This window comes from Novosphingobium cyanobacteriorum, assembly GCF_029436685.1.
GTDB lineage: Bacteria > Pseudomonadota > Alphaproteobacteria > Sphingomonadales > Sphingomonadaceae > Novosphingobium > Novosphingobium cyanobacteriorum.
In genome coordinates this window covers 61,262-76,620 of sequence record NZ_JAROCY010000010.1, presented here as the reverse complement: position 1 = coordinate 76,620, position 15,359 = coordinate 61,262, and the positions used below count along the sequence as shown (strand labels likewise).

Sequence of the window (15,359 nt, the reverse complement as noted above, 5' to 3'; positions counted from 1 at the left end):
CCGGGCGGCCCTTTCTTTTTGCCAAAGATGGCAAGGTCAGCTGGCGGTGGTGCCGGGCGCCTTGTCGTTCATCAGCTTGAAGGCGCGCTCGTACCATTCGCTGCCGGGGAAGTTGCTGCCCAGCACGGCTGCCGCCTTCTGCGCTTCCTGCGGCAAGCCGAGGGCCAGATAGCTTTCGACAAGGCGATAGAGCGCCTCGGGCGTGTGGCTGGTGGCCTGGTACTTGTCGATCACGGTGCGGAACCGCAGCGTGCCGGCCAGCCACTTGCCACTGCGCTGGTAGAAGCGGCCAATGTCCATTTCCTTGCCCGCGAGGTGGTCGTTCACGAGGTCAAGCTTCAGCCGCGCGTCGGTGGCATAGGGCGTGTTGGGATAGCGGCGGACCACTTCGGTCATCGCCTGCAGCGCCTGCTGCGTGATCTTCTGGTCACGGCTGACGTCGCTGATCTGTTCGTAATAGCACAGCGCGACGAGGTAGTAGGCGTAGGGCGCGTCCTTGTTGCCGGGGTGGATCGACAGGAAGCGCTGCGCCGCCTGCACCGACTTGGCATAATCGCGCGCGACGTAATAGCTGAACGCGCTCATCAGCTGGGCGCGGCGGGCCCAGGGCGAATAGGGATGCTGGCGCTCCACTTCGTCGAACAGGGCGGCGGCCTGCTTGGAATCGCCGCGATCGAGCCGGTCCTTGGCCGCGGCATAGAGCGTGTCCACGTCGCGTGCGACATAGGCCACGTCCTTCTTCGCCTTGGCCCCGCCACCGCAACCGGAGGTGAGCGCAATGGCGAGCGTGGCGGCGGCAAGCACGGGGATGCGCAGGGGGCTGCGGCGAAGGGCTTCGAGCGTCATGGCGCACGCTATAGCCAGCGACCTGCTGAACGCCAAGTGAAGTTGCGCGCGTCTCCCCCGCGAAGTTCAGCCCGGAAAAATCAGGAGGCTGCTTCCTCGAACGGCGGTTCAAGCGTGATGGGATCGGCCAGCGTCACGCGGTCAAGCATCGCGGCCATCTCGTCACGCAGGCCCAGCATCAGGCCGCGAAGCCGGCATTCCGCCTCGGGCAGGCAGTTGGCGCAGCGTTCGTGCGCGTTGCGGCTGGCGCAGGGGACCAGGGCAAGGCTCCCCCGCGTGAGCCGGATGATATCGCCATAACGGATGTCCACCGGCGGCAGGGCGAGTTCATAGCCCCCTTCGCGCCCCCGCTGTGAAACCACGATGCCTTCACGCGCCATTTCCGACAGGATCACGGTCAGGAACTTGCGCGGAATGTTCTGGGCATCGGCGATCGCGTCAAGGCGCACCGGCCCCTCTCCGAAAGTATCCGCCAGGTGTTGCAGTGCGCGGATGGTATAGCGCGTCTTCTGCGAAAGCATGTCGCAGAAATGGCGGTTTGGCCGGGAAAGTCAACGGCGGGGGTAGAATTTCCCGGCAAATATGGCGTTCAGCGTTCAGTAGCGAGGGAAACCGGGCCGACCAGCCCTGATGGTCGCAGCGGGGCATCGGGCAGATAGCTTGGTTCGGCAGTCCATGAGACCTTTTGGGTGACGCCGGGCTGTGCATCCCCGATCAGCCGGTTGACCCAGGTGTTGGCAATGCGGATCGACAGCTGGTTCCGCCCTGCCTTCACGGCGTTGGAGATGTCCACTCGATAGGGCGCGTGCCAAGCGCCACCCGTGGCCTTGCCGTTGACCGTCACCTCGGCAAGATCGTGCACCGCGCCCAGATCCAGCCACAACGGATGGCCCTTGCGGTAACCCTTTGGCAGGCGGAAGCTGCGCGAATAGGTCATCTCGCCCGAAAAGTACTTCACGCCCGGATCGGCGTGCGTTTCCAACGACTGCAACGCCGGCAGCACGATCGATGCGGGCGCGCCACGGCCTGGCTGGAAGGTGACTGTCCACGGCCCGGTGATGGACGCCAATGGCACCTGCGCCGGTGCCCTCACCTCACGCGCCTGCGCGGTTGCGGGCTTGCGGAACACGACGAAGACCGAGCTTTCGGCCGGAAGCGCGAGCGGCACGACCGTTATCCCGTTTTCGATGCGGTAGCTGACGGGTTCGCTCCTGCCGGTGTCGGCATGCCACAGTTCCGGCTGCTTTCCGGTGACGCGGAAGCGGCCTTCAAAGCGTTCCTCCCGCGTCTTGCGGTTGGCCAGGTACCACAGTTCGCCATCGCCGAGAGCGCGGTGCACGAACAGGACCTGCGCATCGGCGGGGGCGTTGGCGGGCACGAAATCGGGTGCGATGGCCAATGCCTTGAGCCCGGCATCGACATCGGCGGTGGCGATCACGCGGCCCCTGCCCACTGCGGCGGACGGTGTGCCGGGCCACAGCTTCCGCACCAGCGCGGCCCATTCGGCAGCACGGACGGGATCGGCATCAGCCAGCGCCGGGGAGGACTCCGGCGGCAGGCCGATGAGCGAACCGCCGCCCTCGACCAGCGCGGACAGCCGACGCAGCGCCTTCAATGTCATGTGCCTTGAAGAGCCGCCAAGGTAGATCGCGTGATAGAGCGCCCCGCCCTGCGAGCGCAGCAGGGCCCCATCGTTGACCAGTGCGCCATCAAGCGCATCCGGGCTGAGGAAGTCCCAGGCGTTGGCCGTGGGCGCATCTGAAACCGGCTTTTGCCCGAACAGCCCGGTGATCGGCGCTTCTTCGCCATAGAAATAGGCGACATCGGCCACGTTCCGCCCCGCCTGCAGCAGCAGCGAGCTGCGCGAGATGTAGTCCACCCAGGGCCTGGCCATTTCCGCCCAGGATTCGTGGCGATTGAAATACTGGCCGAACATGGCGAGCGAGATGCCGGGCAGCTTGTCGTCCGTTGGCTGGTGGACCGAGGTGTGGATCACCGGGCGGTTGATGCCCATGGCGAATTCGAGGTCGACGAACCTGCGCAGATCGGCCGGCGCGAAGTTCCAGGGAGACATCGCCGCGGTCATCGATTCCGCCGCCGCCAGGTTCTGGCCATAGACGTGTGCGACCGACGAAGCGCCCTTCATGTCGGAAAGATAGCTGGGGTTCGGCCCCTTGCTCCGGCTGAAGGTCCACAGGGCGGCCATCGGCACGTCGGCATGGCTGCGCATCGACATGTCGTCGCCCAACGAAGGGCGGTTGTCCTCCAGCGCCTCGCCATAGACTTTCAGCCCGTTTTCATGGGAGATGCGGGCGACCGTGGCGTAGTGATCGCCGCTCATCAATTCGGCCAGCGTACGGCGGTAATCATACAGGAACTTGTCGGATTCGGCGCGCGTGCCAACGATCGTTCCGGCCAGCGCGGGAAACCAGGGCGTGGGATCATAGCCGCGCAGGCGGGTAAACTGCGCCACCATCTTCGGGGTCCAGTTGGCCGCGCCCACCTCTATCGAATCGGTCAACAGCGCGCTCACGCCGCGCGGGCCGACCATGCCCTCACCCACTGCATCCCGGTAAGTGGAGAGGTAGTGTTCGAGATAGCGCGTGACGGCGGCGGTATCGAACTTGTCGACCTCAAGCCCCGTGGCCTCTGGCGGAGCGGGATGGTTGGTGGTGCCGAGCAGGCTGGCACCCAGCCGGACGATACGCCACGCGCTGCCCTTTGGCGGCGTCCAGTCCAGCGTACCGTCGGGCCGCAGCTTGCCCGTCAGGTTGACAATGGTGGCCGGATCGACACCCCGCGTTTCGGCATCCGGCTGGCCGAGCGCATAGTAATCGCGTTCGATGGCGAACCCGGCCTTGGCTTCGTACCGGTCGATCATCGGCTCGGCAGACAGGCGCGCCTGTACCACCCGGAAGGGCGCCTTGGCTGCCCCCAACAGCCCTTGCAGAAATGCCGGTGGCGCCGCACCCGGAGCAGAATCGCCCAGATTGCTGCCCCGGAATGGCGCGGGCGTGAGCACGATGCGGAAACGCGCCGCGACAACGGGCGCGAAGGATACCGTCGTCGGCGCTTCGCTGACCGGCAGATCGGCGATCTTGCGCCACTGGCCATCGCTGGTTGCTGCAAACAGCTGCGGCTCAACCGTGGCGCCGGAAAACATGCCCTTCGCCCCGGGGATGAACAGGGTCGCAGATCGAACCGTGCGAGGATCGGGATAGGTGAAGGTCAGCGAGGCGGGATCTTCTGGTGTGCCGCGCGGCAGTTCGACGCCGGATTGCAAGCTTCCATCGTCCAGGGACCTTCCGTCCAGAGGCACGCCGCTGCCGGTCGTCACTGTCGGCCTGGCCACATCGGCAAGGCCCGGAACCGGGAACGCAAGGACCGCGATGTCGGTGTAGTATTGCGGACGGGGTGGCTGGGCGGTGGCGCCGCCGTCCGCGAATGGCTCATGCAGGGGCAGGTCAAGGAAAGGCCCGGTGACCTGAGGCGGCGGCGGCATGGGTGCGCTGATCCGCTTGCCACCCTCAACGGTCATTTCGCTCCACACCACTTTCTTCAGGCCGTCGGCCGGGGGCACCCAGGGGCCACCGGTTTCGGACCAGCCCGGTGACGCCGCGATGGCAAGTTCCAGGCCCAGACGGTCCGCTTCCTGCGCGGCGAAGCGGAAGGCGTCCTTCCATTCGGGCGTCATGTAGGCCAGTCGCTTTTCCACGATCTGCGGCGTGCCCAGATTGGCGTCGAAGTTCTGCAGCCCGGCGATGCCGATACGCTTCATCCACGCCATGTCCCTGGCGATGCCGTCCTTGGTCACGTTGCCGTTCATCCAGTGCCACCACACGCGCGGGCGTGCGCTCGCGGGTGGATCACGGAACTGCGCTTCCAGCGATGGCGCGGCAGGCACCGGCGTTTCTGCAAACACAATACCGGGTAGAAGGGCGGAACTCGCCAGAAGCAGGGCAGCGGCAGCTCTATGGCGTAAAGGCATCCATCTCTCTCCAAGGCCCGATTTGGTCCATGAACCCAGCAGACGATCGATAACGCCCCCGCGATTGGCTGACCATCGCGGAAAGGCTATCAGTATTGCCAGAATTGATCGATATAAAGGGCTTAGGGTAGAGGTTGCGTGTAACTCGCTGCACCACCACCATCATCGATCTGGGCAAGACGTTCAGCGTGGCCAGCCCCTTGGTCGGCCACTAAAGCAAGTTCAATCGCGTCTTGCGCACGAACGTGCCGATCGAAAGCCACGGTCTGCGCCACCTTGATATCTAAGGCAACAGCACTCGGCTCGTGGCCACATGCCTCAGTTTGGCCAGAGTGGATTGCACCTTCCAGGCAATCGCCAGGTCGACCGACTGCCTGATGATCGAAGGCCGCCTTGTCGGAGCAGAAGCTCTCGTGCGCGAACTTGGTGCATGGCGGCCTGACATGGCGATCCATGCCGTCAATTTGCACATCGATGTTTCTTTCGGCGCGCGGTGCCTGATAGAAACCGCACAGTGCCTGTGGGGTGAACTGGCAAAGGTCGTGCCGCTCGAAGGTGACACCTGTGCCTGCAGAAACCGCTAGCAGGCCGAAATCGGCCAGACCCGGACTGGAGCGCCCGCATGATTGCCGCCTCGATTGCCGATTACCGCGAACTGGCCCGCCGCCGGCTGCCGCGCTTCCTGTTCGAATACATCGATGGTGGTTCCTATGCCGAGGTCACGCTGGGGCGGAATGTCGCCGATCTGCAGGATATCGCACTGCGCCAGCGGGTGCTGCGCGACGTTTCGCAGATCGACCTGTCGACCGAACTGTTCGGGCAGAAGCTGGCGCTGCCCGTGGCCCTTGCCCCCATCGGCCTTGCCGGGCTCAACGCCCGGCGCGGCGAATGCCAGGCTGTGCGTGCTGCCGAGAGCCGGGGCGTTCCGTTCACGCTTTCCACCGTCTCGGCCTGTTCTATGGCCGAAGTGGCCGCGGCTGCCGGCAAGCCCTTCTGGTTCCAGCTGTATATGACGCGCGACCGCGGCTTCATGCGCGAGATGCTGCAACATGCGGCAGCGCTGTGTTGCCCCACCTTGGTGTTCACCGTTGACATGGCCGTGCCGGGCAGCCGCTATCGCGACGTGCACACCGGGCTTGCCGGTGCCCCTGGGTTGAAGGGGGCCATGCGCCGCACCCTGCAAGGCGCAATGAAGCCGAAGTGGGCGTGGGACGTGGGCATTCGCGGTCGCCCGCATGCGCTGGGCAACGTGGTCCACAAGATGGATGGCAAGACCGGGATCGAGGACTTCTTCGCGTGGATGCGCGGCAATTTCGACCCGACAATCTGCTGGCGCGATCTCGATTTCATTCGCTCCGAATGGAAAGGCCCTCTGGTCATCAAGGGTCTGCTCGATCCCGAAGACGCGCGCGAAGCGGCGAAACTGGGGGCCGATGGCATCGTCGTTTCAAACCATGGCGGGCGACAGCTGGATGGCGTGCTGTCAACGGCCAAGGCGCTGCCGCCCATTGTGGACGCAGTGGGAGACAGGCTGACCGTGCTGGCTGACGGCGGCATTCGTTCGGGGCTCGATGTCGTGCGCATGATCGCCCTCGGCGCAAAGGGCGTGCTGCTGGGGCGGGCCTGGGCCTTTGCCCTGGCCGCGCGCGGTCAGGCAGGGGTTGAACACATGCTCAGGCTGATCGAGGCGGAGATGCGGGTGGCGATGGCGCTGACATCGGTCACCAGCATCGCCGAGATCAACAGGTCGATCCTGGCCAACAGATAGCGAACGGCGCGCGAGGATGCGATGCCACGGGCCCTCCTCGTGCCACCTGGACTCTAGGCCTTGAGGCTGTTCGCCCGCGCTATCGCGCCCAGCACCGCCGCGCTGGGCTTTGGCTTGCGCTCGAATGTCGTGCGATCAAGCGAGTGCAGGCCAAAATGAATACGGTAGCCAAATCCCCACTCGAAGTTGTCCACCAGCGACCAGTGCACATAGCCGAGCACCGGCACGCCGTCCTCCATCGCCAGCTTCAGGTCAGCCAGCGCCGCAGGGATCAGCCATTCGCGGATCGTGTCGTCATCGGTGCCGACGCCATGTTCGGTCACCATGATCGGACAGCCGGACACGGCATGGGCATAGCGGACCGTTCCGGCAAGCGAACCCGGCCAGACTTCAGCGCCCATCGTGTTGAGCCGCGCACCGGCAGGCGCGGGTAGCTGACCGTCCTTGCCCCATATGTGCCGTTCGTAGTTCTGCACGCCCAGGAAATCGTCCCCACGCACGGCATTCAGCCATTCATCATAGAAGTGGGCGCGAGCCTTGTCGCGCAGCGTGGTGTCCTTGCCTGCAGCCTGTTCGTCCAGCATGGCGAGGCTGGTGCCGACGGGCAGGTCAGGTCGCACGCCTTTGATGGCGGCGCGCCCCTTCATGTGGGCGGCGATCATGTTGGCCTGTGTAGCGGCAACATCTGCCACATACAGAGCATTGCCCGCCTGAAAGCGCGTGCTGCCCACGGCTCGGGCTGCTGCCTCCTGCGTCGCCTTGTCTCCCTCCCGCAGGTTGCCGGGCAACAGTTCCTGAATCTTGCCCGCAAGGTTCGGCTCGTTGAGCGTGGTCGCATATCCGATGCCCGCAGCCAGGTGGCGCGCAGCACGCTCGCAATACCGGGCGAACAGATCGGCCGAACCCGCATCGCCCCACCCGCCGCGCTTGGCGAACCACAGAGGTGTCGTGAAGTGATTGAAGGTGACGATCGGCATGATGCCGCGCTCGCGACAGCCCTCGATCATGCGCTTGTAATGGTCGAGCATGGCGATCGAGAACCGGCCTTCCTCCGGCTCGATCCGCGCCCACTCGATCCCGAAGCGATAGGCATTGAGGCCCAGGGCCTTCACGAGATCAAGATCGACCGGCCAGAGCTCAAGGCTGTTCGCCGCATCGAGCGAGGGCTCAGCATAGATCGAACCCGGCACATTTTCGACCAGCCAGAGGTCGGACGCCGTGTTGTTGCCTTCAACCTGGTGCGGCGCCGTGGCAGCCCCCCAGATAAAGCCCTTCGGAAACAACGGGCCGGGCTTGCGCAGGGCCTTTGCCGACAAGGGCGAGGCAGAGAGGGCTGCAGCCCCGGCCAGAACGGTGCGACGATCGAACATGGGCAATCCTGCGTTATTAGAACAAATCTTCTAACAACGCAGGATGCGATTGCAAGCCGGGTTCGCCTGCGCCGTCGTCAGGAGCGGCGCAGCGGTTTCAGTCTCACTTGGCCGATTGTTGCAGATACGCGATCAGGTCGGCACGGTCCTGTGCATTGGGGATGCCGGCGAACGGCATCCGCGTGCCCGGCGCATACTTCATCGGCGCCGTGAGAAAGGCATCAAGCGTCGTCGCATTCCACGTCACGCCCTTGGCCTTCATCGCGGGAGAATAGGCAAAGTTGGCCACCGAGCCGGCCTTGCGCCCCATCACACCCTTGAGCGAGGGGCCGAGCAAGGTCTTGCCAGTATTCAGGTCATGGCACGCGACGCAGCGAGCAAAAACGGTCTTGCCCTTGGCCGCGTCGGCCCCGGCAGCAGTCGCGCTGGTCGCACCCGCACCAACGGCGGCGACAGCGGCCAGCCCAATGATAAGTCCGGCAAACTTCATGGATAACTCCCCTGATTTCGAATCCGCAGATAACGCCCTTTGGCTGTCGCGCAGCTTAATGGCATCACCCTTTTTGCGCGGCGGAGAGATAGACCTTCATGATCAGGCGGTAGAGCTCGCTTTTTTCATGGCTGGAAAGGCAGGCGGTCAATGCTGCTTCGCTTTCAGCAATGATCACGCGGGCCGCACTCAGCACGGTCTCGCCCTCTCCGGTGATCCAGAGACCACCGGCACGCCTGTCAAGCTTCGACGGTTCGTTGATCAGAAAACCATTGCGCATAAGGCTGCGCACGAACTGATGGACGGTGGGCCGCTCGATCTTGAAGAACCGTGAGAGATCTGTCTGCTTCACACCGGGGTTGGCCTTGACCAGCCAGAGAATGGCGACCTGCTTGGGCGTAACCTTCATCGCTTCAAGCTGGCGTTCGAGACGCGTGACGAAAAGCGTGTTGGCCGTGCCGATGTGCAGACCCAGAACGTCATCGAGGCCGTCAAGAACCAGTTCCGGCGTGATCGCCTGGCGTGTCAGCAGTTCGGTTGTCATGCAGCCCCCGGCTCGTCTTCCCAATCCATGCGGCCGCAAATCTCAACCCCGCGCGGCGGCCTGTCATTAGGCAGCAACCGTATGCATGGCAAAACAATTCCGCACTGCACCCAAAGGGGGAGCTCAGGCGGCGACAGGTGCCGTTGTCAGCCCCAGTTCGGGAATGCCCACGCTGCGCCGGCCGCCATAGTCGGTGCGCACCACGATCAGGCCGCTGCGCTCCAGATGGTCCAGCAACCGCCGGATGCGGCCGGGCGATCGCGTGCCATAGATCGTGGCCAGGGCGTCGTCATCGGGACAGGGCATGCCCTCGGTCGCCGCAACGGCCAGGGTCAGGAACGGGGCCAGCAGGTCGTCCGGCACCTGCGCCGCGATCCGCAGCACATCGCGCCAGCGCAGGTCGCTTTCGTCGGGGATCCCTGCCACCGCCATGGCGAAGCGGCGCCGGAACGCGGCCAGATCGATGCCGGTATTGGCGATCCGGGCCATGCGGCAGCGCACGGTGAAATCCTGGAACAGCTGCGCCGCCTGCTGGAACGTGCAGTCCGGCTCGGCAGCCATTTCGGCCAGGATAGCCGCCACTTGCGAGGCGGTTTCCTCCTGCTGGAACAGGCTCGGCTCGGTCGGCGGCTCAACCTGCTCCGCCGCAGGCACGGTGCTTTCGATCTGTTCCAGCAGTTCGTCCGCCTCAAGCACCACGGCGGGCTCCGGCTCAGGCCGGCGCACCGGCTCCATCGCCAGCGGTTCCGCCAGAAGCAGCGATTCCATGTCGCTGCCCGCCGCACTCGGCAATGGCATCAGGCCCTGCACCACGTTGCGCGCCCGGGTCTGCACGTCCGCAATCCGCACCCCGACGGGCCGACGCGCGATGGCCGGACCCAGGCCAAGGAAGTGCCCTCGCTCAAGGTCACGGATCGCCTCTGCCTGCCGCCGTTCCATGCCCAGCAGGTCTGCCGCGCGGGCCATGTCGATATCCAGGAAGGTGCGGCCCATCAGGAAATTGCTGGCCTCGGCCGCCACGTTCTTGGCCAGCTTGGCCAGGCGCTGCGTGGCGATCACGCCGGCAAGGCCGCGCTTGCGCCCGCGGCACATCAGGTTGGTCATGGCCGCAAGGCTGAGCCGGCGCACTTCGTCGGACACGTCGCCCGCGGCCGCAGGGGCGAACATCTGCGCCTCGTCCACCACCACCAGCGCCGGATACCATTCATCGCGCGGCGCATCGAACAGGGTGTTGAGGAAAACCGCAGCGCAACGCATCTGCGCCTCGAGATCAAGGCCGTCGAGCGCAAGCACCACCGATGCCCGGTGCGTGCGGATGCGCGCCGCCAGCTTGGCGATCTCCGCCTGGTCATAGGCGGAGCCATCCACCACCACATGGCCGAACGGCTCGGCCAGCGTCACGAAGTCCCCCTCCGGGTCAATCACCACCTGCTGGACGAGACTGGCGCTTTCCTCAAGCAACCGGCGCAGCAGGTGTGACTTGCCGGACCCGGAATTGCCCTGCACCAGCAGGCGGGTCGCCAGCAGTTCCTCGATATCGACTTTCACCGGGACGCCCGAACGGTCGGTCCCGATCACGATGGATGCGCTCACAGCCAGAGCCTCTGGCGAGGCAGCGCCGAATCGGCAAGCCCCGCCGTGGCCTTCATCCCCTGCTTTGCGGCGGGGCGATCAGGGATAGGTCAGCCCGGCCCCCCGGGCGAACAGCGGGTTGCGGCTGTCATCCCCGCGCGCCGGGTCCTGCTCAGCCACCGCCTGCGCCGATGATGGCAGTTCGAACGGCAGATGGCCCTGCGGTCGCGCCTTGCCCGATACCAGGTCCAGCAGCACCGCATCGCTCGCGCCGAACAGGCCGAAAAGGGCGCTGCGGGGGGAATGGCGAAGCGCATCGTTCAGCACGGTAAGCACTGCAGCACGATCGAGATCCACCGCAACGATCGTCGGAACCCGGCTGGCGGCATAGGCAACCGTCCGCGTCGCCTCGTCATCCGGCCGAAAATCGAGCCGCCCTTCATGCTGCATCCGGCCAAAGAAATGGTTCGGGTGAAGCACTTCATGGGGCGTGGCCACGCGCACGATCGCGGCATCGGCCTGCGCGATATCGTCCACAACGGTAAAGCCCGCAGCGCGCGCCGCCTCTGCAGAAACGCCCGACAGCCACAGCTTGCGCGGTGCCGACAGTGGCAGCAGGCCGCCACGGTTTGCCAGCAGAACTTGCGCCGCGCGCTGCGCCGCTTCGGCCAGCTGCGTGCTTTGCGGATCGCCCAGTACCCGCGCGGCCGCCTGTGGATCGACATAGGGATTGTCGAACAGGCCCAGCTGGAACTTCAGCGAGAGAACGCGCCGCGCTGCGGCATCCACGCGCGCGACGGAAAGCTTGCCCGCCTTGATCGCCTGCAAAAGCGGCGCCGGATCGGCCACGCCGCCGAACTGGTCGATCCCGGCGTTGGCGCCCATGGCGAAGCGATCGCTTTCGGAAAGTGCCTCCACGCCCCAGGGCATGGCGATGGCGAAGCCCTGGGGGTTTTCCCCTGTCGGCGCGCGGCACTGTTCCGGGCAGGTGTTGGTGATGCCCCAGTCTGACACGACGAGCCCGGCAAAGTGGCGATCCTGGCGCAACAGCCCGTCGATCAGCGGCTTGTTGAAGCCGCCCCCCACCAAGGGCAGCGGCTTTCCGTTGCGCGTGGCGCCACGCGGGATAACGTACGTTGGCATCACGCCGGCCGAATGCGCCGCAAGCGCCCCGTCGAACGCGGCGAGATGCTGGCGAAAGCTTGCACTGTCGAGTTGCGCCGTGCGCCCATACCAGTTGTGGCCGTCAAAGCCCTCCGGCTCAGCGCCATAGCCGGCCCAATGCTTGACCACGGTGGCGACACCGCCGGTCACGAGGCCTTTGGCACTGCCCTGAAAACCCCGGACATAGGCCCCGGCAAGCCGCGACACGGTTGCCGGGTCGGAACCAAAGGTGGCGGTCCCGCGCGGCCAGCGTGGCTCGGTGTAAAGGTCTGCCTGCGGAGACAGCGCCATGTGAATGCCGACGGCACGATATTCCCGCGCGGCGGTCCGGCCGAACTTTTCAACGAGCGCTTCGTCACCGATCGCCGCCAAGCCCAGTGTTTCGGGCCATTGGGAAAAGCCGCCCCCTGCGGAAGATGCCCCCACGGTCACCTGAAAGTGATTGCGCGGATCGGTGCTGATCGTCACCGGAATGCCAAGGCGGGATTGCTCGGCCATTTTCTGGATGGCGTTGTTTTCCGCAGCAAATCGGGCGGGATCGGTATCAAGGCGGGTGATGAAGCTGTTCACGCCGCTGGCAATCAGGCGGGCCGCGCCCTCATGGTCATAGGATTGCCCCAGTCCCATGGGATTGCCGCCCTCACCCGGCAGCGTGCCATGCAGCATGAGGCCGACCTTCTCGGCCAAGGTCATCCGCCCCAGCAGATCGGCTACACGCCTTTGCCGGGGCAGCCGCGCATCTTCATAGGGATCTAGCCGACCGTTGTGGTTGAGATCGCGCCAGTCCGTCTTTGCCGGTGCTTGGGAAAGGGCCGCGCCACCTGCCAGCGCGGCCAGCAGAATTCCCCCGAGAACAAGGTGCCTGGACATTCGCTCTCCACAATCGAAAGCGCGGAATGTAATCGAGATTCCAGACAGCACAAAGGCCGGTCCCTGCACTTTGCACAGGAACCGGCCTTCGCGGTCAAACCGTCAGCCGATCAATGGCGGATCAGGTAATCAAACGCCGAAAGCGCCGCCTTGCTGCCCTCGCCCATCGCGATCACGATCTGCTTGTAGGGCACCGTGGTGGCGTCACCCGCCGCGAACACGCCCGGCAGGCTGGTTTCGCCCCGTGCGTCAATCTCGATCTCACCCCGGTTGCTGAGCGCGATCGAACCGTTGAGCCATTCGGTGTTGGGCACAAGGCCGATCTGGACGAATATGCCCTCCAGTTCGACCACATGCTCGGCTTCCGTGGTGCGGTCGCGATAGCGCAGGCCGGTAACCTTCTCGCCATTGCCCAGCACTTCGGTCGTCAGCGCGGAGGTGACGATGGTCACGTTGGGCAGGCTGCGCAGCTTGGCCTGCAGCACCGCATCGGCGCGCAGCTGGCTGTCGAATTCGATCAGCGTCACATGGGCGACGATGCCGGCCAGGTCGATGGCCGCTTCCACCCCGGAATTGCCGCCGCCGATCACCGCCGTGCGCTTGCCCTTGAACAGGGGCCCATCGCAGTGCGGACAATAGGCCACGCCCTTGTTGCGGTATTCGTCCTCACCCGGCACGCCCATCTGGCGCCAGCGCGCGCCAGTGGAAAGGATCACGGTCTTCGCCTTCAGCGCAGCGCCGCTTTCCAGTTCCACGGTGGCAAAGCCATCGCCGTTGGCAGGCTTCAGCGCGGTCGCCTTCTGCAGGTTCATCACGTCGACATCATAGTCCTTCACGTGCTGTTCCAGCTGCGCGGCCAGCTTGGGCCCTTCGGTGTGCGAAACCGAGATGAAGTTCTCGATCCCCATGGTGTCCAGCACCTGCCCGCCAAAGCGTTCGGCCACCACGCCGGTGCGGATGCCCTTGCGCGCGGCATAGATTGCCGCTGCCGCGCCGGCGGGGCCGCCACCGACCACGAGCACGTCGAACGGCTCCTTGGCCTTGATCTTCTCGGCCGCCCGCGCCGTGGCGCCGCTGTCCACCTTGGCCATGATCTGCGCCAGGTCCATGCGCCCCTGCCCGAACAGTTCCCCGTTCAGGAACACCATGGGCACGGCCATGACCTTGCGCCGCTCGACCTCGTCCTGGAACAGCGCGCCGTCAATGGCGGTATGGGTCACTTTGGGGTTCAGCGCCGCCATGATGTTCAGCGCCTGAACCACGTCGGGGCAGTTCTGGCAGGTGAGCGAGAAGAACGTCTCGAAGTGAAGCGGCCCTTCCAGCGCACGGACGGCGTCCAGAAGCTCGGCGTCTTCCTTGGGCGGATGGCCGCCGACATGCAGCAGGGCAAGCACCAGCGAGGTAAATTCGTGGCCCATCGGCAGCCCGGCGAACACGGCCTCCGCCCGGCCTTCATCGGCACGGATGGCAAAGCTGGGGCGGCGGGCGTCGGCACCGTCGAAGCGGGCGGTCACCTTGTCAGACTGGGCAGCGACCTCCTGAACAAGATCACGCATTTCCAGTGACTTGGGAGATTCATCGAGCGACGCGACCAGCTCGATCGGCCGGCGCAGGTTGCCGAGGTAGGCCTTCAGCTGGGCGGTGGTGGCAGGATCGAGGACGGGCATCGTCTTGGTCTTTCAACGCAGGAGGGAGCATTCGCCACGGCACTGTGTGCCTGACGTGAAGAGAGGACAAATTGGCGTGCGGCAAAAATGTTTCCCCGGGGAAACATTCTTGGGAAAAGAGGGCCGGGCGGCGGAAATGAGGAAACGCCGCCCGGCGTGCCGGGATTGCTCCCGGCACGGGGGCCCGTATGGACCTTAGATCTTGCCGACGAGGTCGATCGACGGGGCCAGCGTCTCGGCGCCCGATTCCCACTTGGCCGGGCAGACCTGGCCGGGGTGTTCGCGGACGTAGATGGCGGCCTTGATCTTGCGCACCAGTTCCTCGGCATTGCGGCCAACGCCTTCGCAGGTGGTTTCCATGATCTGGATCACGCCGTCCGGATCGACCACGAAGGTGCCGCGGTCGGCCAGGCCCTGGCCTTCACGCATCACGTCGAAGTTGCGGGTGATGGTGCCGGTAGGATCGCCCAGCATGTAGTAATTGATCTTGCCGATGGCGGGCGAGCTGTCGTGCCAGGCCTTGTGGCTGAAATGCGTGTCGGTCGACACGGCATAGACTTCCACGCCCAGGCCCTTCAGCTCGTCATACTTGGCGGCAAGGTCTTCCAGCTCGGTCGGGCACACGAAGGTGAAGTCCGCCGGGTAGAAGAAGAACACGGCCCACTTGCCGGCCACGTCCGCTTCGCTGACGTCGACGAACTTGCCCTGCACGAAGGCGGTGGTCTTGAACGGCTTGATGCTGGTTCCGACGAGAGACATTGGTCAGGCTTCCTTTGTGGTTGCGTGTTGGTGAACTCGGGATCGATGGTGAGGTAGGCTGCCGGGACGGCAATTTCCAATGATCAATTCCGCCCAGTTTGATTGAAAGAGTCGATCAATGCGGATCGGCTTCCCCTTTGGGCATGTTGCGACTGCAACCTGTCCGGCGCCTCGGGGAACCAGCTTGGACGTTTGGTGTTACGTCCGCATTTCAGCGCCAACACGCCGATAATCCAGCAAATCCGCGAATTCTTCCGGCTTGAGCAAACGCCCGAAAGGCGTTTGCAAAATCTGCAAGCGTGATGCGCATTCCGCACTTGC

General features: G+C 64.9%; 13 protein-coding genes. 3 read left to right on the top strand and 10 right to left on the bottom strand.

The features are described from left to right. Nucleotides 1–36: 36 nt before the first annotated feature. The 3 genes from POM99_RS11730 to POM99_RS11720 all read right to left on the bottom strand — a co-directional run bounded on the left by POM99_RS11730 (nt 37) and on the right by POM99_RS11720 (nt 4,750). Nucleotides 37–846 (bottom strand): outer membrane protein assembly factor BamD, encoded by an 810-nt coding sequence (locus tag POM99_RS11730; protein ID WP_277277989.1) that lies wholly within the window; start codon nt 844–846, stop codon nt 37–39. An 80-nt stretch (nt 847–926) separates the two neighbouring features. Continuing rightward, nucleotides 927–1,367: an RrF2 family transcriptional regulator gene (locus POM99_RS11725; RefSeq protein WP_277277987.1), complete on the bottom strand. Its 441-nt coding sequence runs from the start codon at nt 1,365–1,367 to the stop codon at nt 927–929. A gap of 68 nt (nt 1,368–1,435) precedes the next feature. Continuing rightward, the gene (locus POM99_RS11720; RefSeq protein ID WP_277277985.1) at nt 1,436–4,750 is read right to left on the bottom strand and encodes a glycosyl hydrolase; all 3,315 of its coding nucleotides are present in this window, start codon (nt 4,748–4,750) and stop codon (nt 1,436–1,438) included. 461 nt (nt 4,751–5,211) lie between these two features. On the opposite strand from POM99_RS11720, the gene POM99_RS11715 reads away from it, so the two are divergent. Then, on the top strand, nt 5,212–5,418 hold the full coding sequence (locus POM99_RS11715) for a hypothetical protein (RefSeq protein WP_277277983.1): 207 nt from the start codon (nt 5,212–5,214) through the stop codon (nt 5,416–5,418). 38 nt (nt 5,419–5,456) lie between these two features. Continuing rightward, nucleotides 5,457–6,602 (top strand): FMN-dependent L-lactate dehydrogenase LldD, encoded by a 1,146-nt coding sequence (lldD, locus tag POM99_RS11710; RefSeq protein ID WP_277277982.1) that lies wholly within the window; start codon nt 5,457–5,459, stop codon nt 6,600–6,602. Nucleotides 6,603–6,655: 53 nt separating this feature from the next. Here lldD and POM99_RS11705 read toward each other — a convergent pair whose 3' ends face one another. From POM99_RS11705 to ahpC, 7 genes are all read right to left on the bottom strand, one after another. After that, a complete protein-coding gene (locus POM99_RS11705) occupies nt 6,656–7,972 on the bottom strand; it encodes a family 1 glycosylhydrolase (protein ID WP_277277980.1) in 1,317 nt (438 codons plus the stop codon). Between the two features lie 103 nt (nt 7,973–8,075). Continuing rightward, nucleotides 8,076–8,462, bottom strand: a complete 387-nt coding sequence (locus POM99_RS11700) for a c-type cytochrome (RefSeq protein ID WP_277277978.1) — start codon at nt 8,460–8,462, stop codon at nt 8,076–8,078. A gap of 64 nt (nt 8,463–8,526) precedes the next feature. Further along, complete coding sequence (locus POM99_RS11695) at nt 8,527–9,006, bottom strand: MarR family winged helix-turn-helix transcriptional regulator (RefSeq protein ID WP_277277976.1); 480 nt, start codon at nt 9,004–9,006, stop codon at nt 8,527–8,529. A gap of 123 nt (nt 9,007–9,129) precedes the next feature. After that, on the bottom strand, nt 9,130–10,599 hold the full coding sequence (locus tag POM99_RS11690; RefSeq protein ID WP_277277974.1) for a helicase HerA domain-containing protein: 1,470 nt from the start codon (nt 10,597–10,599) through the stop codon (nt 9,130–9,132). Between the two features lie 78 nt (nt 10,600–10,677). Further along, nucleotides 10,678–12,612, bottom strand: coding sequence for a glycoside hydrolase family 3 protein (locus POM99_RS11685; RefSeq protein ID WP_277277972.1), 1,935 nt, complete (start codon nt 12,610–12,612; stop codon nt 10,678–10,680). 110 nt (nt 12,613–12,722) lie between these two features. Beyond that, nucleotides 12,723–14,279, bottom strand: a complete 1,557-nt coding sequence (gene ahpF, locus POM99_RS11680; protein ID WP_277277970.1) for an alkyl hydroperoxide reductase subunit F — start codon at nt 14,277–14,279, stop codon at nt 12,723–12,725. Nucleotides 14,280–14,474: 195 nt separating this feature from the next. Continuing rightward, nucleotides 14,475–15,038 carry an alkyl hydroperoxide reductase subunit C gene (gene ahpC / locus POM99_RS11675; protein ID WP_277277968.1) on the bottom strand — a complete coding sequence of 188 codons (564 nt, stop codon included), beginning with the start codon at nt 15,036–15,038 and terminating at the stop codon, nt 14,475–14,477. A gap of 102 nt (nt 15,039–15,140) precedes the next feature. Here ahpC and POM99_RS11670 point away from each other — a divergent pair, with 102 nt between their 5' ends. After that, nucleotides 15,141–15,341 carry a hypothetical protein gene (locus POM99_RS11670; RefSeq protein WP_277277967.1) on the top strand — a complete coding sequence of 67 codons (201 nt, stop codon included), beginning with the start codon at nt 15,141–15,143 and terminating at the stop codon, nt 15,339–15,341. Nucleotides 15,342–15,359 lie beyond the last annotated feature (18 nt).